We start from the raw sequence: 19,936 nt of genomic DNA on the forward strand, positions 1-19,936 counted from the left end.
GCGGCGCGGGTTCGAAGCCTGCCGCACCGACCATCGCATCCCCCGGCGCCATCAGCCCCGCCAGAACGGCTTGCTGCATTCCAACTCGACGTCATAGGCGGTGAGACCGGCATCCTTCCTCTCCCGCGCCGTCATCGTCGCCATCTCGGCGCGTTCACGCAGGCGCGTCGTCCAGCGATCGACCAGCGCCCGCCAGGTGGAATTCTGCGACGCAGACGGCCCGGTCCAGGTCATGGTGCGCGCGTTCATGCCACCAACTCCGCCGGCGCCATCTGCGCAATGCCAGCGCCGAAGGACCAGTCCACCGGCGTGTTCTCCTGCAGCACGATCATCACATCCTCGGGCCGGATGCCGAGCGCTTTCGCGCGCGCGGCGAGGGATGCGTAGAGCGCGCGCTTCTTCTCCTCATTGCGGCCACGGCGGAAGGTGACCTGCACCACCAGCGCGTCCGCACCGCGATCCACGCCGAAATAGGTGCGGTCCAGGATCAGCCGCTGCGGCGCATGCGCGGTGACGACCTGGAAGCGGTCATTGACCGGGACGTCCACGGTCTCGACCAGGGCGGCATGCACGGCATCCGCCAGGGCTGCGATGCGGGCCTCGGGCCAGTGCTGAGGAACATCGATGCGAACGAGGGGCATGGAGGATCTCCTTTGCTGCCCCCCTGTTTCGCGCATCGCCCGGCAGGCGATAATTCGGTATGTTCGCGCGGGATTGATGAACTGGAGTCCGTAATGGGCCAGTCGGACGAGATGGCCGCCTTCCTGCGCATCGTCGAGCGCGGGGGCTTCGCGGCCGCTGCGCGCGGTTCGCCACTCACGCCCTCCGCCCTATCCAAGCTGGTCCAGCGGCTGGAGGCGCGGCTCGGTGTCAGGCTGCTGACGCGCACCACGCGCCGCATCGCCTTGACGCCGGAAGGGGAAACCTATGTGGCGCGTGCCCGCGACATCCTTGCTTTGATCGAGGCCACCGAGACCGAGGTGACCGCCGGCCGCGGGCGGCCCCGCGGGCATCTGCGCGTGAACACCGGCACGGCCTATGCCCGGCACCGGCTGATCCCGCTGCTGCCGGCCTTTCGCGCCGAGTACCCGGACATCACGATCGACCTGACGGTGACCGATCGGCGCGTGGACCTCATCGCGGAAGGGGCCGATGTGGTGCTGCGCACGGGGGCGCTGGAGGATTCCGGACTGATCGCACGCCGCATCGCCGAGGGGCGGCGGGTGATCTGTGCCGCGCCTGCCTATCTGGCCAGGCGAGGCACGCCGCGGCAGCCGGCCGACCTGCTGACGCATGATTGCATCGTGCTGCATGGCCACGCGCGGCTGACCATCTGGCCCTTCCGCGACGGCGACGGAATCGCCGCCTTGGCCGTGCGCGGCCCGCTCACGACCGACAGCGCCGATGCGCTATGCGACTTGGCGCTGGCCGGCCTCGGCATCATTCGCGTGAGCGAGTTCGTCGTCCTCGACGCGATCGCCGACGGGCGGTTGCTGCCGTTGCTGGAGGCCGAGCATGCATCGGAGGAGGTGCCGGTCTGGGCGATCACCGCACCGGGGCGCCACCGTATGCCGCGCATCCAGGCCTTCGTGAACTTCATGGCCGCGCATGCGGCCATGTGAGGGCCGTCCGTGTCATACCCTTCGCCTTTCCGGTGACCGGGTCATCGGAAAGGCGAATGGTACGGCGCGCGGGGTTGGTGGGGCGGCCGCGCGCAAAACCAAGGCTCTGATGCCGAGTCAGCCGGAAGGCTGACCGGTGTTAGCCCCGCGTGACCGCCTGCGGCAGGAAGGCCCCGTTGTAGTACGGCGTCACCGAGACCGGCTTGCGTGCCGCGTACACATAGGCGGGGTGGTAGATCATGTGGATGATCGCCTCCTCGCCGATTGCGATCTCCGAGGCACGGGCGAGCAGGCCGTTGCGCTTCGTCTCATCCATTTCGGTCAGCGCCTGGGTCACCAGCGCGTCGCCGCGCGGGCTGGCGTGCCGTGTGCGGTTCGCCGTGCCGAGGCCCTGCGACTGGTTGTATGCGTGCACCAGCGCACGATAGGCGTAGGAGATGTTGTCCGCCCCGTATTGCGCGGCGAAGACACTGAATTGCTGGCGCGCGGCGGCGGGGAAGAAGGCGGCGTTGGGCAGCGTCGCGACCTCCGTCCGTACGCCGATGCGCGTCCAGAACTGCGCGATGGCCTGCGCCACCTTGTCGTCATTCGGATAGCGGTCATTGGTCGCGTGCAGCGTCAACTGGAATCCGTTTGGATAACCCGCGGCAGTCAGCAGGCTGCGTGCACGCTCGGGATCATAGGGTGTCACGCCAAGCGCGGCGGAAGTACCCGGCGTGCCGTCGGGCAGCAGGTTGGAGGCGACAGTCGCGGCACCTTCCATCACGCGATCGACGATCGCGGTGCGGTTGATCGCGAAGGACAGCGCCTGGCGCACGCGCGCATCCTTGAACGGATTGCGCGTCATCGGCTGGCCATTGGCGTCGCGCACGAACGGCGACACGTCGCGGTCCATGTCCATCGCGATGTACATCACGCGCATGCCGGCGATCTGCGTGACGTTCAGCGCGGCATCGCGCCGCAGCCGCGCGATGTCGGCGACCGCGACCTCATCCACCGCCTGCACGTCACCGGCCAGAAGCGCGGCCATGCGGCTGGAATCGGTGGCGATGACCTTGAAGTTCGCCGCGGCGAATGTCGGTGCCGGGCCGAACCAGTGCGGATTGCGCTGCATGGCGACGAACTCGCCGAAGCGGTAGTCGGTCAGCGTATAGGGACCGGAGAAGACCTTCACCGCCTGGCTGTTGAAATCCGCCGTGCGCAGGTTGGGGCCGAGGGATTTCGCGATCACCGCGACCTCGGTCATGTCCTCGACCATGAAGGGATAGGGTTCGGCGGTGTGCAGCAGGATGGTGCGGGGGCCGGTGACCTCGGTGCGCGTGATGGCGCGCACGAAGATGTGGTAGGCCCCGGCCGACCCCTCGATGGTCGGCACGCGCGCGATGGAATAGGCGACGTCCTCGGCCGTGATGGGGCTGCCGTCGGAGAATTTCGCGTCGGCGCGGACAGTGAACTCCCAGGCGCGCCCGTCCTGCACCGGCCGCCAGGATTGCGCCACGCCGGGTTCCGGCTTGCCGTCCGGCGTCATGCCGACCAGCCGCGCATGGACGGCGCGCAGCAGGTTCTGCTCGCCGGACAGCCGGAAATGCGGATCCATCGAGGTCGGGCTGAGCTTCAAGCCGGCACGCAGCATGCCGGCCGCATCGCCCTACGCCGCACCAGGTCGTGGCAGGCCCGCCGCCAGAAGCCCGGTGGCCGACAGCCGCAGGAACTCGGAGCGCTTCATGGCCTTGCCCTTCCCTGGATCCCTGGCGGTGATCCTTGGGGAAGGGAGGGGCGGAGGCAAGCGCGGCGGCGTCAGCCCGCCTCGCCGGCCCCGTAATACAGCGCGACGGTGTGTGTCGCCTCGGCGAACATCAGCCAGCGTTCGGCCAGCAGCCCGGCTGTCGCCAGCCCGGCAGCGGCGATGGCGAGCACCGCCGCGGGCACGCCGCCAGTCAGCAGCGCGAGGCCCAGCAACACCGCCGGTCCGGCGAAGCCCGCGAGGGATGCGATGCGCCGTAGCCGCGCCGCATGGACGCGACCGATGCGGAAGGCCATCTCCCGCAGCAGGTAGTTGGTCTCGGTATGCGGGGGGTCGAGGGTGCGGACCTTGCCGATGAAGCCGAGGCCCGTGGCCGTTTCCATCGTCGCGATCGGCCGGCCGGAATCGACGCTGTTCCAATAGGCGCGCTTCAGCACGAAGGCTGCCGCGCCGAGCACTGCGGCGATCGCCGCCGGGATCGTCGCAGCACCCCAGAAGCCTGCCAGCATCGCGAGCAGCGCCGCACCGGAGAAGGCGCCGAACAGCAGGTAGCCGGGTGCGACCAGCGGGTGATGCCACTGCCGGATGGTCGGGAGCGAGGCATAGATCATGCCGGTGCACCACACCGTCACCACGGCACCTGCGGCGGCAAGCAGCCCGGCGGGCAGCGCGAGCCACTCGGTCTGGCCGACCAGCGCGAGGAAGAACAGGCCGGCCGGCGTGAAGGTCAGCACCGCCGCCACACCTTCCCGCGACAGCCAGGAGGAGCGCCACTGGCTCAGCGCCCGCCAGGCGCGCTCCGGCCGCCCGAGATGGGCGGTCGAGGACAGCAGCCCCAGCATAACCAGCACCAGCGCGACGCCGACGGCGAGCGCCCCGAAGCCCGCCGTGCGCGGCACCATGCCAAGCGCCCGCAGCAGCCCCATCCAGAACAGCAGCCCGTAGCCCGCACCCGAGGCGACGGTGAAGAAGATGATCGATGGAGCCGGATTCATCGGGACAGCACCTTGTCGACCCAGCGCAGCAGCGGGTTCTTGATCTGGGACGGCAGCGGCCCGGCATCCTTCGGCGGCCCGGCATCGGGTTTCGGCGCGCGGCGCGGAGGCAGGTAGCGGTTGACCGGCTTGTAGCCGAGCTCAGGCATCAACTCGAAACCGCCGCGATCGGCCACCAGCTTGGAGACATCGCTGTTGGGATCGCCAAGGTCGCCGAAGTGGCGTGCATTGGCCGGGCAGGTGGACACGCAGGCCGGGACGCGGCGCTCCTCGGGGATGGTCTCGTTGTAGATGCGGTCCACGCAAAGCGTGCACTTCTTCATCACGCCCTGGTCGTCGTCGAACTCGCGCGCGCCATAGGGGCAGGCCCAGGCGCAGAGCTGGCAGCCGATGCAGATATCGGTGTTGACCAGCACGATGCCGTCCTCGGCGCGCTTGTAGGACGCGCCGGTGGGGCAGACGGTCACGCAGGCGGGCGTTTCGCAATGCAGGCAGGACCGTGGGAAGTGGACGGTGCGGCCTTCCTCGCCTTCGCCGGCCTCATAGGAATGGACGCGGTTGAACCACACGCCCTCCTGGCCGGCGGAATAGGGGTGATGGTCAGGCAGCGGCGCCATGTGGCCGCTGGTGTTCCATTCCTTGCAGTTCGTCGCGCAGGCCTGGCAGCCGACGCAGGTGTCGAGGTCGATGACGAGGCCGAGCTTCTTCGCCCCCGGTTGCGGCAGCGAGGTCATGACTTCTTCCCCCCTGCATTGAAGCGAAGGATGTCGGGTGGTGCGGGCATGTCCGGCGGTGGTTCGAGCATGGTGGGATAGGGCGCCGTCACGCCTTCCTCGCCGGGAGCGACCTTCGTCACCTTGACGCGCAGGTCGTACCAGGCGGCCTGTCCGGTGACCGGGTCGGCATTGGCGAGGCGTGGACCGGTCTGCGCCGGCAACCACTCGCTGATGACATGGTTCAGCAGGAAGCCGCGCTGCGATTCCGCGGCATCGGCCGACAGCATCCAGGCCCCCGCGCGCTTGCCGATGGCATTCCAGGTCCAGACGGTGTCGCGGTTCACGCCTTCCATCAGCGAGAGCTGCGCCTTCACGCGCCCGTTGCGGCTTTCCACCCAGACCCAGTCGTCCTGGGCGAGGCCCTCTGCCGTCGCGCGTTCGCGCGACATGTACAGCTTGTTCGACCCGTGGATCTGCCGCAGCCAGGCGTTCATCGAGCCCCAGGAATGGTACATCGCCATCGGCCGCTGTGTGACGGCCGACAGCGGATAGGGTTCGGTGTCGTGCTGCTGTTGTTCGAGCGGCGCGTACCAGAAGGGCAGCGGGTCGCAATAGGTCCGCACGCGCTCGCGCAGATGCTCCGGCGGCTGCTTCGCGCCATGGCCCTCGGCGGCGAGGCGGAACTTCTGCAAGGGTTCCGACCAGATCTGCAGCACGATCTGATTGGAGTTGCCCATCATCCCCATCGCCTTGGCATTGGCGAGGTAGGTCGCGTTCGCGTGCTTGAAGTAGGATTCCTCGGGCGCCAGGTGGTGGCGCCAGAAGCAGCCATTGTCGATGTAGCGCTGCAACTGGTCCTTGTTGGGGTCGCCGACACCCTTCTTCGATCCGTCTTCGCCGCGCCAGCCCGCCAGCGGACCGACGCCCGGCGTGCGCTGATGGTTCACGATGTAGTCCGGATAGTCCTTGAAGCGCGGGCTGCCATCCTCATTGACGAAAGCGGGCAGGCCAAGCCGCGCACCGAGTTCGATCAGCACCTCCTGGAAGGGCCGCACGTTGCGGTCGGGCTTGACCACGGGTTGGCGGATCGCGTCGCCCGGCCCATGCGAGGACCCGATCGGGCGATCGAGGATGCTGATCGCATCCCAGCGTTCCAGATAGGTCGTATCCGGCAGGATCAGATCCGCATAGGGAACCGTCTCGCTGAAAAAGGCATCCGAGTAGATGACGTGCGGGATGACGTAGTCGCCATTCTCGTCCTGCGCCGTCAGGCAGCGGATCGTCTCCAGCGGGTTCATCGCGCTGTTCCACGCCATGTTCGCCATGAACATGAACAGCGTGTCGATCTTGTACGGATCGCCCTTCTCGGCATGGCCGATGACGGAATGCATCATCCCATGCAGGCCGAGCGGCGCCTCCCAGGAGAAGGCATGGTCGATCCGCAGCGGCGTGCCGTCATCCTCGACCAACAGGTCGTCCGGCCCGTGCGTGAAGGCGAGGATATTGCCCGCGAGCGGCGTATTCGGCTTGGCACCCCTGCCGGCGGGCCCCGGGCCAGGGGGGATCGGCCGCGGGAAGGGCGATTTGTAGCGCCAGGACCCCGGCGTATCGACCGCGCCCAGCACCATCTGCAGGATGTGCAGCGCGCGGCAGGTGTGCATGCCGTTGGAATGCGCGCTGATGCCACGCATGGCGTGGAAGGCCACGGGACGGCCGACCATCGTGTCATGCTTGCGGCCCCAGACATCGGTCCAGGGAATGTCGAGCGTCAGTGGCTGGTTGAAGGCGACATCGGCGATCTCGGCGGCGAGGCGCCGGATGCGATCGGCGGAGAAGCCACAGCGCTCCGCCACGGCCTCCGGCGCATATTCCTCGCCGAGATAGCGTTCGGCCATCAGGTTGAACACCGGCTGCACGCGCCGGCCATCGGGCAGGGTGAAGTCGCCGACCAGCACGGCGCTCAGCGTCACGTCGTCGGCGGCGATCGCGCCGCGCGCGCGGTCCCAGGCCAGCGGCTTGCCATCCGCATCGCGGGCGAACAGCCCGTCATCCGCCCCGCCCGGATTGCGTACCACGAGCCACGGCGCATTGGTGTAGCGGACGAGGAATTCGCCATCGACGCGGTCGGTGCGGATCAACTCATGGATCAGCGCCATGATGAGCAGCCCGTCCGTGCCCGGACGGATGCCGACCCATTCATCGGCGACGGCGGAATACCCGGTGCGCACCGGATTCACGGAGACGACCTTGGCCCCGCGCTTCTTCAACCCCGCAAGGCCGGTCTTGATCGGGTTGGAATCATGATCCTCGGCGACGCCGAAGATCATCAGGTACTTCGCGTGCTCCCAATCCGGCTCGCCGAATTCCCAGAAGGATCCGCCGATGGTGTAGAGCCCGCCGGCCGCCATGTTGACCGAACAGAACCCGCCATGCGCCGCGAAATTGGGCGTGCCGAACTGCGCCGCCCAGAATCCGGTCAGCGACTGCGATTGGTCACGGCCGGTGAAGAAGGCGAGCTTCTTGGGATCCGTCTCCCGCACATGCTTCAGCCAGCCCGTGGCGATGTCCATCGCCTCGTCCCAGGAGATCTCGGCATATTCGCCCGACCCGCGCGGCCCGACGCGCTTCAGCGGCGCCTGCAGCCTGGCCGGCGAATACTGCGTCATGATCCCGGCGCTGCCCTTGCCGCAGAGCACGCCCTTGTTCACGGGATGGTCGGGATTGCCTTCGATGTAGCGGACGCGGCCATCCTTGAGATGCACGCGGATGCCGCAGCGGCAGGCGCACATATAGCAGGTGGTGGTCTTCACCTCGTCGCCGATCGGCGCCGAATAGATGATCCTGTCTGTCGCGCCACCATCCGCCGGCATGGTCTTCCCCTGAACGTCTTCACCGGAGTAGCGCATGCCCCGCGGGCTGCGCAAAGGGGGGCGGCGGGGCGATGCGAACGCCTCGCAACCGGCCGCCCTGACCCTACGGCGCGCGACCGGCGGAGAAGGCCAGCGTCATCTCGTCCGTCCGCGCCTCATAGGTGATGCCCTGGCGCATCGCCCAGGTGTTCACCTGGAAGTAGAGCGGGATCAGCGCCGTCTCGTCGCGGATGGCGCGGCGCGTCGCCTCCTGGCTCAGACGTTCGCGCTCGGCATCGTTCATGGTGGTGCCGGCGCGCTGGATCAGCGCGTCGATCTCAGGGTTGCTGAACCGGCCGCGATTTGCCGTGCCCATGCCAAGTGCGGTGTCCCAGGAATGCACCTGCGTCACCAGCATGCCCAGCACCTCCGGATTGGGGGAGAAGCCGGCAAGGTTCGCCGAGTAGCGCAGCTGCGCCGCCTCGGTCAGCCAGACGCCGCGCGGCTTCACCTCGACGCTCGCCTGCAGGCCGATGCGCGTCCAGAACTGGGCGATCGCCTGCACCACCTGTTCGTCATTCACATAGCGGTCGTTGGGGCCGTTCACCTGGACGGCGAAGCCGCGCGGGAATCCGGCCTCGGCCAGTAGCCGCCGCGCGCCATCGGGGTCGAAGGCCGGCGGGGTGAGATCGGGCGAGGTGCCGAAATACCCCGCGGGCCCGAGGTCGCCGGCCGCCACCGCCTGGCCCTGCAGGGTGCGCGTCACCAGCGCCTCACGGTTGATGGCGATGGATAGCGCTCGGCGCACCCGCGCATCGCGCAGCGGGTTGCGCAGCGGCGATCCGTCGGGGACGCGGATATGCGGGCTTTCCTCCCGCCCGGAATCGAGCGTGAGGAAGATCAGCCGGTTCGATGGGCTCTGTGCCGTGGCGAAGCGCGGGTTCGTCCGGAAGCGTTCGAACTGCTCGGGCGGGATGATCTCGATCAGATCCACATCGCCCGATTGCAGCGCGGCGACGCGCGCACCCGCATTGGCGATGGGGCGGAATTCAACGGTGGGGAAGGCGGGGGCAGTGCCGGTGAAGGCATCGTTGCGCGCATAGCGCACGGGCTGGCCCGGCTGCCAGGAGGTCAGGCGGTACGGCCCGCTGCCGATCATCGCTGAGCCGTCATTGAAGGCGGCGGTCGTCAGCCCGTCCCGCTTCGGCACCACCATCACCAGCGCCAATTGGTTGAGCAGCAGCGGGAAGGGGCCGTTCGTGCGCAACCGAAGCGTATGCGGCCCGACCGCCTCCACCGCGGTGACCGGGCGCGTCGCGTAGCGGAAGGAGGACGGGCTGTTCGGCACATCCCCCGCGCGCTGGATGGTGAAGGCGACATCCTCGACGGTGACAGGGCGGCCGTCGGAGAAGCGCGCCTGCGGGTTCAGCTCCAGCTCCCAGGTGGTGTCATCGATCACGCGCCAGGACCGTGCGATGGCCGGGCGCAGCACCTGGCGGTGGTCCTGTTCCACCAGCGGCTGGAAGACATGCCGTGCGAAGGCGATGTTGGTGATCAGGCTGGCATAGTGCGGGTCGAGGCTGGTTGGCCCGGCCTCGACACCGATGCGCAGGGATGCGCGGTCCTGCGCGGCAGCAGGCAGGGCGATGGCGGCCGCTGCGGCGGCGATCAGCAGGCGTTTCATGCGGCATCCTTGCGCGGCATCAGCGGGCAGAGATCGAGCGGCGCGCTCCCCGCGCGCGGCAGCCAGCCACCCGCAACGCGCCCGAAGATAGGCGTGGCGAAGGCCGCGCGCACCGGAATATCGGCGGGCCAATCGCCGCGCCAGCGATCGCCCTGCGCCATCGCCACCAGCAGCCCTGCCGGCCGTACGCCGGCGCGTTCCAGCAGGGCTACGCCCGCCAGCGCCGAGGACCCGGTCGAGATCACGTCGTCCACCAGCAGCGCCCGCCGCCCGGCGAGGCGAGGCAGGATGCGCGGGTCAAGCCACAACCGGCGTTCTGCCGGCGCGGTGGAGGATGAGGCCGGCACGGACAACGCCTCATCGTACCAGCGCTTGCGCGACCATCCCGGGGCGATCCAGTTGGCGTGGCCGAGACCTTCCGCGACCAGCGGCGCGAACACTTGGCCCAGCGTCGGCATGCCGACCACGATCTCGGCGCCGAGGTCGCTTGCCGCCTCCGCCATCCAGCCGCCGATCCGTTTCGCCACCGCGATCGCCGCCTGGTTGGCGATGAAGCCGGCGACCGCGACATCGCCATAGTCGCGCAGCGGCAGCACGAGCCGCGAGCCATCCGGCATCGGCGCGGGATAGCGGTCGGTGAAGGGTCCGTCCTCGCCGTCGGGGGCGGAGAAGGCTTGCCAGAACTCCATTGGGGCGCCCGTAGTGGAATGGCCGCCAACGTGGCATCTTCGCCGCAGCGCAGCAACGGAGACAGATCATGCCCACGCCGGAGGACCTCTCCCCCCTCGCCGAGGACATGACCGCCTGGCGCCGGGATTTCCACCGTCACCCGGAACTCGGCTTCGAGGAGACGCGCACGGCCGGCATCGTCGCCGACCTGCTGAAGAAATGGGGCATCGCGGTCGAGGAGGGCATCGGCGTCACTGGCGTCGTGGGCAGCCTGACCGGCACGCGCGCAGCGGGCGGCAACCGTGCCATCGGCCTGCGCGCCGACATGGATGCGCTGGCGATGCCGGAGATGACCGGCGCTGCCTATGCCAGCACGGTGCCGGGGAAGATGCATGCCTGCGGCCATGACGGCCACACGACGATGCTGCTGGGTGCGGCCCGCTGGCTCGCGGCCAACCGCGACCGCTTCGGCGGTACGGTCCATTTCATCTTCCAGCCGGCGGAGGAATCGCTCGGCGGCGCGGCGCGCATGGTGAAGGAGGCGCTGTTCGACCGCTTCCCCGTCGATGCCGTCTACGGCATGCACAACCTGCCCGGCCTGCCGGTCGGCACCATCGCGGTGCCGAAGGCGGCGGTGCTGGCATCTTCCGACACCTGGGAGGTGACCTTCCGCGGTGCGGGCGTGCATGGCGCGCGGCCGCATCTCGGCACCGATGCGCCGCTCGCCGCTGCGCAGTTCATCGCCGCACTGCCGATGATCGTCGCGCGAGAGATCGACCCGCTGCAGGCCGCGGTGCTGTCGGTCGGCCACATGGCGGCGGGCGCGCGCAACGCGCCGAACGTCATCCCGTCCGATGTCTTCCTCTGTGGCACCGCCCGCGCCTTCACCGAGGAGGTCCGCAGCCATCTGGAAACACGCCTGATCGAGGTCGCGCAGAGCGTCGCGAAGACCTGCCGCGTGCTGGCCGAACCGCGCTACATTCGGCGCATCTCGCCCACCATCAATCGCGCCGAGCAGGCGGCAGTGGCGGTGCGCGCGGCGCGCAGCGCGGTTGGCGATGGGCTGACGCTCGACGACCATCCGCCGCTGACGCCCGGTGAGGATTTCTCCGAGTTCCTCGCCGCTCGGCCCGGAGCCTATGTCTGGCTCGGCACTGGTGATCCGGCCCATCCGGAGGGCTTCCACCACAATCCGCATTTCGACTTCAACGACACTGCACTGACGCACGGTGCCGCCTTCTGGTGCAGCCTGGTGGAACAGGAACTCGCATGACGCGTCGCGTCTGCATCATCGACACCGACCCCGGCACGGACGACGCCATCGCGTTGTGGCTGGCGCTGGCTTCGTCCGAGCTTGATGTGCGGCTGGCCAGCGTGGCCGGCGGCAACGTCGGGATCGAGCATACGCTGCGCAATGCGCGCGCGATCGTCGGTCTGACGGGGCGTTCCGTGCCCGTGGTGGCGGGGGCGCAAGGCCCGCTGCTCGGTGCCTTCCGTTCTGAGACGCAGGTCCACGGCGCCGATGGCCTTGCCGGCGTCGCCCTGCCGGAAGGCCCGCCCGCGAGCCTCGGCATCGCCGCGGATGCGATCCGCGCAGTGCTGCGTTCCGAAGCGCGCGTCACGCTGATCGGCATTGGCCCCGCCACCAACCTCGCCTTGGCGCTGGCGACCGAACCGGCGCTGATCGGCCGCGTCGAGGAGATCGTCCTGATGACCGGCGCTTGGTCCGAGGGCAACATCACGGCATCAGCCGAATTCAACGCCTGGTCGGACCCCGAGGCGCTGGCGATGCTGCTGGAGTGCGGGCGGCCGGTGACACTCGCGACGCTGGAGCTGACCGGGCAGGCCTTGGTGACGCCCGCGCGCATCGCGGGCCTGCGTGCGGCGGGCGGCGGCGTCTGCCTGGACGCCGCGGCGCGTATCATGGCGGGCGTGCCGCCATCGCGCCGCTTCGCCCATCGCGGCCATCCGCTGCACGACCCCTGCGCCGTCGCCTGGCTGATCGACCCCGGCCTGTTCACCCATCGCGACGTGCATGTCCATGTCGAATGCGGCGGCATCGCGCGCGGGCGCACGGTGGTGGACCGCTGGGACCGCAGCGGCGCAGCACCCAATGCCCGTTTGCTCGACACGCTCGATGCCGATCGCTTCTTCGCGTTGCTGACGGAGCGCCTGGCCGCGCTGCCGTGACCCTGGCGTGCCAACGTCACGAACAGCGCGACGCGGCCGAAAAGCGGCTTCAACGGCCCGAACGCGGCCTCGGCGCGCAACCTTCCGGGAGATCGCGGGCGGCTCGCGAAACTGCGCCTTGTCGCCTGAAGCCCTTGCCCGCGCGCAGATGGCGCGCTACGGCCGGGAGGTCGGGTCCAAGGGAGCAAAGACGGTGAACCGTCGGCAAGCACTGTCCATCGCGGCCACCACACTGGCCGCGCCTCGCCTGTCCTTCGCGCAGGACGCCTGGCCGAACCGGTCGGTGACGCTGCTGGTCCCCTTCGCTGCGGGCGGGTCGAACGACGTGGTCGCACGCCTTGTCGCGCCGGTGCTGGAAGCCCGGCTTGGGCAGCCCTTCGTGGTCGAGAACCGGCCCGGCGGCGGCGGGTCGCTCGGCATGGGCGCGGTCGCGCGGGCACGGCCGGATGGTTCGCTGTTCCTGATCTCCTCGGCCTCCAATCACATCTTCCATCCGCTGGTCTCGGGCGATCTCGGCTATGATCCGCGGGAGGCGCTGCCGGCCGTCTCCATGATGGTGGACGTGCCGAATGTGATCGCGGCGACGCCGAGCCTCGGCGTGTCCACGGTTCAGGAGATGATCGCCAAGGCGCGCGCGACGCCGGGCGGCCTGTCCTTCGCGTCGTCGGGCGTCGGCACCTCGAACCATTTGGCGGGAGAGTTGTTCAGGCTGCGCACCGGCCTGGACCTGACGCATGTGCCCTATCGCGGCGGCGGGCCGGCGATCAACGATCTGATCTCCGGCACGGTGCCGCTTGGCTTCATGAATTTGCCGACCGTGGCACCGCCGGCTTCGGATGGGCGGGTGAAGATCCTGGCGGTCTGCACGGCCGAGCGCGTGTCGATCCGTCCCGACATCCCGACCGTGGCGGAACAGGGTGTGGCGGATTACGCAGTGCGGTCGTGGACGGGGCTGTTTGCGCCGCGCGGCACGCCAGGCCCGATCATCGAACGCCTCGCCGCCGCGATGCGGGAGGCACTGGCCGCGCAGGCCGTCAGCAGCCGATTGGTGGCGACCGGCAGCGAGCCGCTATGGATGTCGCCTGCCGACACCAACGCTTTCGTCCGGCAGGAATTCGATCGTTGGGCGCCTGTGGTCCGCGCCGCCGGCATCACGACGCAGGGCTAGGCGCCAATGACGCCGATGGAGATCGATGCGCTCGCATCGCTGCTCGCGGCCGCACGGCGGGAGTCCCGGCAGGTGATCCCGCCGGCGGTGCTGCCGACAACGCCGGAGCAAGGCTACGCGGTGGGGGAGGCGGTCGCCGTCCATCTCGGCTGGCCGCGCCGCGGCTGGAAGGTCGCGGCCACCACGCCCGAGATGCAGCGCCGCCTGCGGGCGAAGGAACCGACGCGCGGGCCGATCTACAGGCACCTCGTGCAGTCATCGCCGGCGGTGATGACCTATGCGCCGCTGGTTGATCCGATCATCGAGTGCGAGATCGTGCTGCGTCTGGGTGCCGACCTGCCACCGCGCGGGGAACCCTGGACCGAGACTGAGGTGCAGGCCGCTGTTGCCGCCGCCCGTGGCGGGATCGAAGTGGCGGCATGCCGCTTCCCGATGGATGCGCTGCCGCCGATGCCCGCGATCCTCGCCGATGGGGCGGGCAATGGACGCTATGTCCTCGGTCCCGAGATACCGGGCTGGCGCGACCGCGACCTTGCGGCGCTGCCGGTGACACTCGAGGTCGATGGCATCATCCGTCGCAGCGGCACGGGAGCGGAGGCGATGGGCCATCCCTTCAACGTGCTGCTCTGGCTGGCGGAGGCGCTGCGCCAGCGCGGGCAGGGCCTGATCGCGGGCGATCTGGTCAGCAGCGGCACCTGCACGGGAATGCTGCGGCCCAAGGCCGGCCAGCGGATGCTGGCGCGCTTCGGTGAAGGCTGCGAGGTCGCGTTGGACCTGCGTTGACGGCCGGTGAGGCTTGCCGCAGCGTCCGCGCGACGATCGAAGGAGCGCGCGATGAAGATGCCGACCCATGGGCGCTACGCCCACAGCGCCATCCCGCAGCGGCCGACCTATGAATGGCCGAACGGGACACGGCTCGCGCTGGTGGTGTGCAACAACATCGAAGCCTTCGCCTTCCGCGCCGGCCTCGGTTCCGACAGCACCGGGGCTGCGGCGCCGCAGGGGCAGCGCAACTACGCTTGGCGCGACTACGGCAATCGCGTCGGGCTGTGGAACATGCTCGACATGCTGGACGAGCTGGCGATTCCCTGTGCGCACAACGTCAATGGCGCGGTGCTCGATGCCTGCCCGGAGATCGCGCCGGCGCTGAAGGCGCGCGGCGATGAGTTCATCGGTCATGGCCGCACCAATGCCGAACGCCAGGACGGGATGTGGGAGGAGGATGAGCGCCGGCTGATCGCCGAAAGCCGCGACGCCATCATCCGCCATGCCGGTGTGGCGCCGCAGGGCTGGCTTGGACCGTATATCGCACAATCGGCGGTGACGCTCGACCTGCTGAAGGAGGAGGGCTTCTCCTATGTCATGGACTGGCCGGCCGATGACCAGCCCTTTTGGATGACGACGCGGGCCGGGCCGATGCTGTCCGTGCCTTACTCCATCGAGTTGAACGACAGCCCGGCGCAGATTTTTCGGCAGCACACCGGACGGCAATTCGCGGAGATGATCGTCGATCAGTTCGACGAGATGTTGGAGCAGTCGCGTAAGCGGCCGCTTGTCTGTTCGATCGTTCTGCATCCCTTCATCGTTGGTCAGCCCTTCCGGTTGAGGGCACTGCGCGGCGCACTGCGCCACATCCTGTCGCATCGCGAGCGGCTGTGGCTGACGCGCCCGGGCGAGCTCGCGCGCTACGCCGCATCCCTGCCGCGCGGCGTGGTGCCGGGGTCCGAGGCGCTGTGATGACCGACGAGGAGGCCGGCCGTTCGCGCGATTTCATTGGCTATGGCCGCAATCCCCCGGATCCGCGCTGGCCGGGCGGGGCGCATGTCGTCTGCAACTTCGTCATCAACTACGAGGAAGGCGGCGAGGTCAGCGTCCCCGACGGCGATCCGAACAGCGAGAACGCGCTGACCGAAGGCAGCACCGCCCCGGTGAAGGGCCGCGACATGGCCGCGGAATCCATGTTCACTTATGGCAGCCGCGCCGGCTTCTGGCGGCTGCATCGTATCTTCACCAAGCGCGGCTTGCCGTGCACCGTCTTCGCTGTGGCTCGTGCGCTGGAACGCAACCCCGAAGCCTGCGCGGCGATGCGCGAAGCGGGCTGGGACGTCGCCGGCCACGGCCTGCGATGGGAGATGCACAACGCCTTCGACCGCGCCACCGAACGCGCCCGCATCGCCGAGGCGACCGAGATCATCGCCCGCTGCATCGGCGAACGCCCGGCTGGCTGGTACACGCGCTACGCGCCATCCATGCATACGCGCCGCCTGCTGCTAGAAGCGGGCTATGAATATGACAGCGACGCCTATGATGACGAACTGCCTTACTGGGTGAAGTGCGCCGGCAAGGACGCGCTGGTGGTGCCTTACTCCCTGGTCCACAACGATGTGCGCTTTCCGCGCATGGGCATGACCTCCGGCACCGAATATTTCGACTACATGCGCGACGCCATCGAATGCGTGTTGCGGGAGGACCCGCCGCGCACGCTCTCCTTTGGGCTGCACAACCGCATCATCGCCCATCCCGGGCGCGCGATGGGTCTAGCGCGGCTGCTGGATTGGATCGCGCAGCAACCGCGTGTCGCGGTGATGCGGCGCGTCGATATCGCCCGCCACTGGCGCAAGGAACATCCACCGACATGACACGCGACCTGCCGAACTGGCGTTCCCTTCTCTATGTCCCGGCCAGCGCCGAGAAATTCGTCGCGAAGGCGCATGAACGCGGCGCGGATGTGGTGATCCTGGATCTGGAGGACGGCGTCGCGCCGGACGCGAAGGACGCCGCGCGTGCCGGGCTGTCGGCGTCCGTGCGCAGCGTGCGGCAGAACGGCGCCGATGTGGTGGTGCGCATCAATCGCCCGCTGCGCATGGCGGTGCAGGACATCGCCGCGGCTGTCGCGGCCGGCGCCGATGGGGTCGTCTGCACCAAGATGATGGGCGCGGATCATGTCCGGCTGCTGTCTGAACTGGCAGCGGAATCCGAGGCCGAAGCTGGGCGTGCCATTGGCTCCGTCCGCTTCATCGTATTGATCGAGGACGCCGCCGCGATCGCCCATGCACAAGCCATCGCGGCGGCCGATCCGCGCGTAGTGGCGTTGGGCGTGGGTGGAGAGGACCTGGCGACCGACCTCGGCGCGGAACCGACGCCCGATGCGCTCGACCTGCCCAAGCGCATCGGTGTCGTCGCGGCACGGGCGGCGGGGGTTCTGCCGCTGGGGTTCATCGGCACGGTGGCGGGGCTGAAGGATCTCGATGGCTATCGCGCCATGCTGCGGCGGTCGAAGGCGATCGGCTTCGCCTGCGCATCCTGCGTGCATCCATCGCAGGTTGCCATCATCAACGAGGAATACGGCGCACGGCCTGAGGAGGTGGAGCGCGCGAGGCGCCTGGTCGCAGCCTTCGAGGCGGCGCTGGCAGAAGGCAAGGGCGCTGTCGCCTTCGAGGGCAACATGATCGACAAGCCGATCGTGGACCGGGCGCGGCGCTTGATCGCGCGGGCGGGCTAGACCACCGCGGTCATCCCCCCATCCACATAGAGCAACTGCCCGTGCACGAAATCCGAAGCCGGCGCGGCGAGGAACACCGTGGCACCCACCAGTTCCTCCACCTTCCCCCACCGACCGGCGGGGACGCGCTTGCATAGCCAGTCCGTGAACTCGGCGTTGTTCACCAGCGCGCTGGTCAGTTCCGTGTCGTAGTAGCCGGGGGCGACACCATTTACGTTCACCCCATGCTTCGCCCATTCGGCGCACAGCGTACGCGTCAGCATCCGCAGCGCGCCCTTGCTCGCCGCATAGGGCGCGATGGTCGGGCGTCCCAATTCGCTTTGCACCGAGCAGATGGTGATGATCTTGCCCGCGCCCCGGGCGACCATGCGCTTGCCGGCTGATTGGCAGCAGTACCAGACGCCGTCGAGATTGGTCGTCAGCACCTCCCGCCAGGTCTCGGGCGGCATCTCGACGGATGGCACGCGCCGCATGATGCCGGCATTGGCGACCAGGATATGCAGAGGGCCGTGCGCGGCCTCGATCGCGGCGATGCCGGCCTCGACCGTGGTGGCGTCGGTCACGTCGAAAGCCGCGGTCTCGGTGGCGATGCCCGCTTCGGCCAGCTTCGCCCGCGCGGTATCGAGCTTGCCGGCGTCGCGCCCATTCAACACGACCTTGGCCCCGGCCTCCGCCAACCCCTTGGCGAGCGCGAAGCCGATCCCCTGGCTCGATCCCGTGACCAGGGCAAGCTGGCCCGTCAGGTCGAACAGTGCACGCGACATCGGCGTCTCTCCCTGTAAGATGCGGCGCAAAGGCTAGGGGGGAGTGACCACGATGGACAAGCCGGGGCTGCTGGTGGTGGGCGTGTTGCCCGATTGGGACCTCGAGGCCCTGGCGCGCCGCTTCACGCTCCATCTGCTGTATGAGGCGCCGGACCGCGCCGCTTTCCTGACGCAGCATGGGCCGTCCATCCGTGCCATCTCGACCAAGGGCGAACTCGGCGCCGACCCGGCGATGATGGATGCCTGTCCAAACGCGAAGATCATCGCCTGCTACGGCGTCGGCGTGGATGCGATCGACCTGCCGGCGGCCCGTGCGCGCGGCATTGCCGTGACCAACACGCCGGACGTGCTGACCGAGGATGTGGCCGACATGGCCTTCGCCTTGTTGCTTGCGACCGCGCGCGCGATCCCGGAGGGCGACGCCTATGTGCGGTCCGGCACCTGGGCGAAGCAGGGGCCGATGCGGCTCGCGACCCGGGTCTGGGGCAAGCGGGTCGGCATCGTGGGCCTTGGGCGGATTGGCCGCGCCATCGCGAAGCGCGCGGAGGGCTTCGGCATGGCCATCGCCTATTCGGGGCGCACCAAGAAGGACGTGCCCTACACCTTCCATCCGAGCCCGGCGGCACTCGCCCCGCATGTGGACATCTTCATCGTCTCGGCGGCCGGAGGCGCTGCGACAGCGGGCCTGGTGGATCGCGCGGCGATCGAGGCGCTGAACCCCGGCGTTATCTTCGTCAATGTCTCGCGCGGATCGGTGGTGGATGAGGCCGCGCTGATCGCGGCGATCAAGGGCGGCCGCATCTCCGTCGCGGGCCTCGATGTCTTCCACAACGAACCGAAGATCGATCCGGTCTTCGCGACGTTCCCGAATGTCGTGCTCTCCCCGCACCAGGCCTCCGGCACGGTGGAAACACGCAAGGCCATGGGCGCGCTGATGCGCGAGAACCTCGAAGCCCATTTCGATGGACGCCCGCTGCTGACGCCGGTGCCGTGATGCGCGCCGTCGTCATCCACCCGCCGCACGACCTGCGCGTCGAGGACCGCGCCGTCGCCGATCCCGGTCCCGGCCAGGTGCGCGTGGCGATCCGCGCCGGCGGCATCTGCGGGTCCGACCTGCATTACTACCAGCATGGCGGCTTCGGCACCGTGCGGGTGAAGCACCCGATGGTGCTGGGGCATGAAGTTGCCGGCGTGATCGACGCTGTCGGCGCTGGTGTGACGGGCCTCGCGCCCGGGCAGGCCGTGGCGGTGAATCCGTCGTTGCCTTGCGGCACATGCCTCTACTGCCAGGCGGGGGACCAGCAGCATTGCCTGGAGATGCGCTTCTACGGCAGCGCTATGCGCGACCCGCATGTCGATGGCGGCTTCCGCGAGGCGCTGGTCTGCGAGGCGACCCAGGCCGTGCCGCTGCCGGAGGGCCTCGACACCACGACCGCAGCCTTCGCCGAGCCGCTGTCGGTCTGCCTGCATGCGGTGCGCCAGGCGGGGCCGCTGCTCGGCAAGCGCGTGCTGGTGACGGGCGCGGGTCCGATCGGCGCGCTGACCATCGCCGCGGCGCGCCTCGCCGGCGCGCGGGAGATCGTGGCGACCGACCTGACCACCGCCCCCGAAGCCACGGCGCGACGCATGGGCGCGGATCGCTTCATCGCGGTGAGCGGCGCGCCCGACGCGCTGGCACCCTTCGCCGCGCGCAAGGGCTGGTTTGACGTGGCCTTCGAGGCCTCGGGCAGCGCGCCGGCCCTGCTCGGTATCCTGCCGGTGCTGCGCCCGCGCGGGACCATCGTGCAGATCGGGATCGGCGGCGATGTCGCGGTGCCGCTCTCGGTGCTCGCGGCGAAGGAGATCACCTGGCGCGGCACCTTCCGCTTCCACGAGGAATTCGCCCTCGCTGTCGAGACGCTGGCCCGCCGCGCCATCGACGTCGCGCCGCTGCTGACCGCGCAATTCCCGGTGGATCGCGCGGCGGAGGCCTTCGCGCTGGCCGCCGACCGGTCGCGCGCGATGAAGGTGCAGATCGCGTTCTGAACGCGCCC

19 protein-coding genes are annotated in these 19,936 nt (G+C 69.1%); 10 read left to right on the forward strand and 9 right to left on the reverse strand.

Going from position 1 to position 19,936, the window contains the following annotated elements; genetic code table 11:
• Positions 1-51: 51 nt before the first annotated feature.
• A complete protein-coding gene (locus AC2YHJ_RS16345) occupies positions 52-249 on the reverse strand; it encodes a DUF1127 domain-containing protein (RefSeq protein WP_487397141.1) in 198 nt (65 codons plus the stop codon).
• Positions 246-641, reverse strand: a complete 396-nt coding sequence (locus AC2YHJ_RS16350; protein WP_487397142.1) for a tautomerase family protein — start codon at positions 639-641, stop codon at positions 246-248. The genes AC2YHJ_RS16345 and AC2YHJ_RS16350 overlap by 4 nt, the downstream gene beginning before the upstream one ends.
• Positions 642-734: 93 nt before the next feature.
• On the opposite strand from AC2YHJ_RS16350, the gene AC2YHJ_RS16355 reads away from it, so the two are divergent.
• On the forward strand, positions 735-1,622 hold the full coding sequence (locus tag AC2YHJ_RS16355) for a LysR family transcriptional regulator (protein ID WP_487397143.1): 888 nt from the start codon (positions 735-737) through the stop codon (positions 1,620-1,622).
• A gap of 139 nt (positions 1,623-1,761) precedes the next feature.
• Here the strand turns inward: AC2YHJ_RS16355 and AC2YHJ_RS16360 are convergent, their stop codons facing one another.
• The 6 genes from AC2YHJ_RS16360 to AC2YHJ_RS16385 all read right to left on the reverse strand — a co-directional run bounded on the left by AC2YHJ_RS16360 (position 1,762) and on the right by AC2YHJ_RS16385 (position 10,347).
• The gene (locus tag AC2YHJ_RS16360) at positions 1,762-3,255 is read right to left on the reverse strand and encodes an ABC transporter substrate-binding protein (protein ID WP_487397144.1); all 1,494 of its coding nucleotides are present in this window, start codon (positions 3,253-3,255) and stop codon (positions 1,762-1,764) included.
• Between the two features lie 164 nt (positions 3,256-3,419).
• The gene (locus AC2YHJ_RS16365) at positions 3,420-4,361 is read right to left on the reverse strand and encodes a dimethyl sulfoxide reductase anchor subunit family protein (RefSeq protein WP_487397145.1); all 942 of its coding nucleotides are present in this window, start codon (positions 4,359-4,361) and stop codon (positions 3,420-3,422) included.
• Positions 4,358-5,095, reverse strand: coding sequence for a 4Fe-4S dicluster domain-containing protein (locus AC2YHJ_RS16370; protein WP_487397146.1), 738 nt, complete (start codon positions 5,093-5,095; stop codon positions 4,358-4,360). The genes AC2YHJ_RS16365 and AC2YHJ_RS16370 overlap by 4 nt, the downstream gene beginning before the upstream one ends.
• Entirely contained in the window at positions 5,092-7,983 is a 2,892-nt protein-coding gene (locus AC2YHJ_RS16375; protein ID WP_487397147.1) for a molybdopterin oxidoreductase family protein, read from the reverse strand. Before AC2YHJ_RS16375 ends, AC2YHJ_RS16370 begins: the two co-directional genes overlap by 4 nt.
• Before the next feature lie 67 nt (positions 7,984-8,050).
• Positions 8,051-9,610, reverse strand: coding sequence for an ABC transporter substrate-binding protein (locus AC2YHJ_RS16380; RefSeq protein WP_487397148.1), 1,560 nt, complete (start codon positions 9,608-9,610; stop codon positions 8,051-8,053).
• Positions 9,607-10,347: a phosphoribosyltransferase gene (locus AC2YHJ_RS16385; RefSeq protein WP_487397175.1), complete on the reverse strand. Its 741-nt coding sequence runs from the start codon at positions 10,345-10,347 to the stop codon at positions 9,607-9,609. The genes AC2YHJ_RS16380 and AC2YHJ_RS16385 overlap by 4 nt, the downstream gene beginning before the upstream one ends.
• A 20-nt stretch (positions 10,348-10,367) precedes the next feature.
• On the opposite strand from AC2YHJ_RS16385, the gene AC2YHJ_RS16390 reads away from it, so the two are divergent.
• From AC2YHJ_RS16390 to AC2YHJ_RS16420, 7 genes are all read left to right on the forward strand, one after another.
• Entirely contained in the window at positions 10,368-11,552 is a 1,185-nt protein-coding gene (locus AC2YHJ_RS16390; protein ID WP_487397149.1) for an amidohydrolase, read from the forward strand.
• A complete protein-coding gene (locus AC2YHJ_RS16395) occupies positions 11,549-12,469 on the forward strand; it encodes a nucleoside hydrolase (RefSeq protein ID WP_487397150.1) in 921 nt (306 codons plus the stop codon). The genes AC2YHJ_RS16390 and AC2YHJ_RS16395 overlap by 4 nt, the downstream gene beginning before the upstream one ends.
• A 118-nt stretch (positions 12,470-12,587) precedes the next feature.
• Positions 12,588-13,637, forward strand: a complete 1,050-nt coding sequence (locus tag AC2YHJ_RS16400) for a Bug family tripartite tricarboxylate transporter substrate binding protein (protein ID WP_487397151.1) — start codon at positions 12,588-12,590, stop codon at positions 13,635-13,637.
• Between the two features lie 6 nt (positions 13,638-13,643).
• Positions 13,644-14,420, forward strand: a complete 777-nt coding sequence (locus AC2YHJ_RS16405; RefSeq protein WP_487397152.1) for a 2-keto-4-pentenoate hydratase — start codon at positions 13,644-13,646, stop codon at positions 14,418-14,420.
• Between the two features lie 51 nt (positions 14,421-14,471).
• On the forward strand, positions 14,472-15,374 hold the full coding sequence (locus tag AC2YHJ_RS16410) for a polysaccharide deacetylase family protein (protein WP_487397153.1): 903 nt from the start codon (positions 14,472-14,474) through the stop codon (positions 15,372-15,374).
• Entirely contained in the window at positions 15,374-16,276 is a 903-nt protein-coding gene (locus AC2YHJ_RS16415; RefSeq protein ID WP_487397154.1) for a polysaccharide deacetylase family protein, read from the forward strand. The genes AC2YHJ_RS16410 and AC2YHJ_RS16415 overlap by 1 nt, the downstream gene beginning before the upstream one ends.
• Positions 16,273-17,139: an HpcH/HpaI aldolase/citrate lyase family protein gene (locus tag AC2YHJ_RS16420; RefSeq protein WP_487397155.1), complete on the forward strand. Its 867-nt coding sequence runs from the start codon at positions 16,273-16,275 to the stop codon at positions 17,137-17,139. The genes AC2YHJ_RS16415 and AC2YHJ_RS16420 overlap by 4 nt, the downstream gene beginning before the upstream one ends.
• On the opposite strand, the gene AC2YHJ_RS16425 is transcribed toward AC2YHJ_RS16420, so the two are convergent.
• Positions 17,136-17,903: an SDR family oxidoreductase gene (locus tag AC2YHJ_RS16425; RefSeq protein WP_487397156.1), complete on the reverse strand. Its 768-nt coding sequence runs from the start codon at positions 17,901-17,903 to the stop codon at positions 17,136-17,138. The genes AC2YHJ_RS16420 and AC2YHJ_RS16425 overlap by 4 nt on opposite strands.
• Positions 17,904-17,955: 52 nt before the next feature.
• Here AC2YHJ_RS16425 and AC2YHJ_RS16430 point away from each other — a divergent pair, with 52 nt between their 5' ends.
• A complete protein-coding gene (locus tag AC2YHJ_RS16430; protein WP_487397176.1) occupies positions 17,956-18,897 on the forward strand; it encodes a 2-hydroxyacid dehydrogenase in 942 nt (313 codons plus the stop codon).
• Positions 18,897-19,928 carry an L-idonate 5-dehydrogenase gene (locus AC2YHJ_RS16435; RefSeq protein WP_487397157.1) on the forward strand — a complete coding sequence of 344 codons (1,032 nt, stop codon included), beginning with the start codon at positions 18,897-18,899 and terminating at the stop codon, positions 19,926-19,928. The genes AC2YHJ_RS16430 and AC2YHJ_RS16435 overlap by 1 nt, the downstream gene beginning before the upstream one ends.
• Positions 19,929-19,936: the final 8 nt, after the last annotated feature.

Source organism: Roseomonas sp. SRI_022 (genome assembly GCF_057586215.1).

Coding starts and splice junctions, on each gene's coding strand:
- AC2YHJ_RS16345 (WP_487397141.1), bottom strand. CDS start 249: ATGAACGCGCGCACCATGACCTGGACCGGGCCGTCTGCGTCGCAGAAT.
- AC2YHJ_RS16350 (WP_487397142.1), bottom strand. CDS start 641: ATGCCCCTCGTTCGCATCGATGTTCCTCAGCACTGGCCCGAGGCCCGC.
- AC2YHJ_RS16355 (WP_487397143.1), top strand. CDS start 735: ATGGGCCAGTCGGACGAGATGGCCGCCTTCCTGCGCATCGTCGAGCGC.
- AC2YHJ_RS16360 (WP_487397144.1), bottom strand. CDS start 3,255: ATGCTGCGTGCCGGCTTGAAGCTCAGCCCGACCTCGATGGATCCGCAT.
- AC2YHJ_RS16365 (WP_487397145.1), bottom strand. CDS start 4,361: ATGAATCCGGCTCCATCGATCATCTTCTTCACCGTCGCCTCGGGTGCG.
- AC2YHJ_RS16370 (WP_487397146.1), bottom strand. CDS start 5,095: ATGACCTCGCTGCCGCAACCGGGGGCGAAGAAGCTCGGCCTCGTCATC.
- AC2YHJ_RS16375 (WP_487397147.1), bottom strand. CDS start 7,983: ATGCGCTACTCCGGTGAAGACGTTCAGGGGAAGACCATGCCGGCGGAT.
- AC2YHJ_RS16380 (WP_487397148.1), bottom strand. CDS start 9,610: ATGAAACGCCTGCTGATCGCCGCCGCAGCGGCCGCCATCGCCCTGCCT.
- AC2YHJ_RS16390 (WP_487397149.1), top strand. CDS start 10,368: ATGCCCACGCCGGAGGACCTCTCCCCCCTCGCCGAGGACATGACCGCC.
- AC2YHJ_RS16395 (WP_487397150.1), top strand. CDS start 11,549: ATGACGCGTCGCGTCTGCATCATCGACACCGACCCCGGCACGGACGAC.
- AC2YHJ_RS16405 (WP_487397152.1), top strand. CDS start 13,644: ATGACGCCGATGGAGATCGATGCGCTCGCATCGCTGCTCGCGGCCGCA.
- AC2YHJ_RS16410 (WP_487397153.1), top strand. CDS start 14,472: ATGAAGATGCCGACCCATGGGCGCTACGCCCACAGCGCCATCCCGCAG.
- AC2YHJ_RS16415 (WP_487397154.1), top strand. CDS start 15,374: ATGACCGACGAGGAGGCCGGCCGTTCGCGCGATTTCATTGGCTATGGC.
- AC2YHJ_RS16420 (WP_487397155.1), top strand. CDS start 16,273: ATGACACGCGACCTGCCGAACTGGCGTTCCCTTCTCTATGTCCCGGCC.
- AC2YHJ_RS16425 (WP_487397156.1), bottom strand. CDS start 17,903: ATGTCGCGTGCACTGTTCGACCTGACGGGCCAGCTTGCCCTGGTCACG.
- AC2YHJ_RS16430 (WP_487397176.1), top strand. CDS start 17,956: ATGGACAAGCCGGGGCTGCTGGTGGTGGGCGTGTTGCCCGATTGGGAC.
- AC2YHJ_RS16435 (WP_487397157.1), top strand. CDS start 18,897: ATGCGCGCCGTCGTCATCCACCCGCCGCACGACCTGCGCGTCGAGGAC.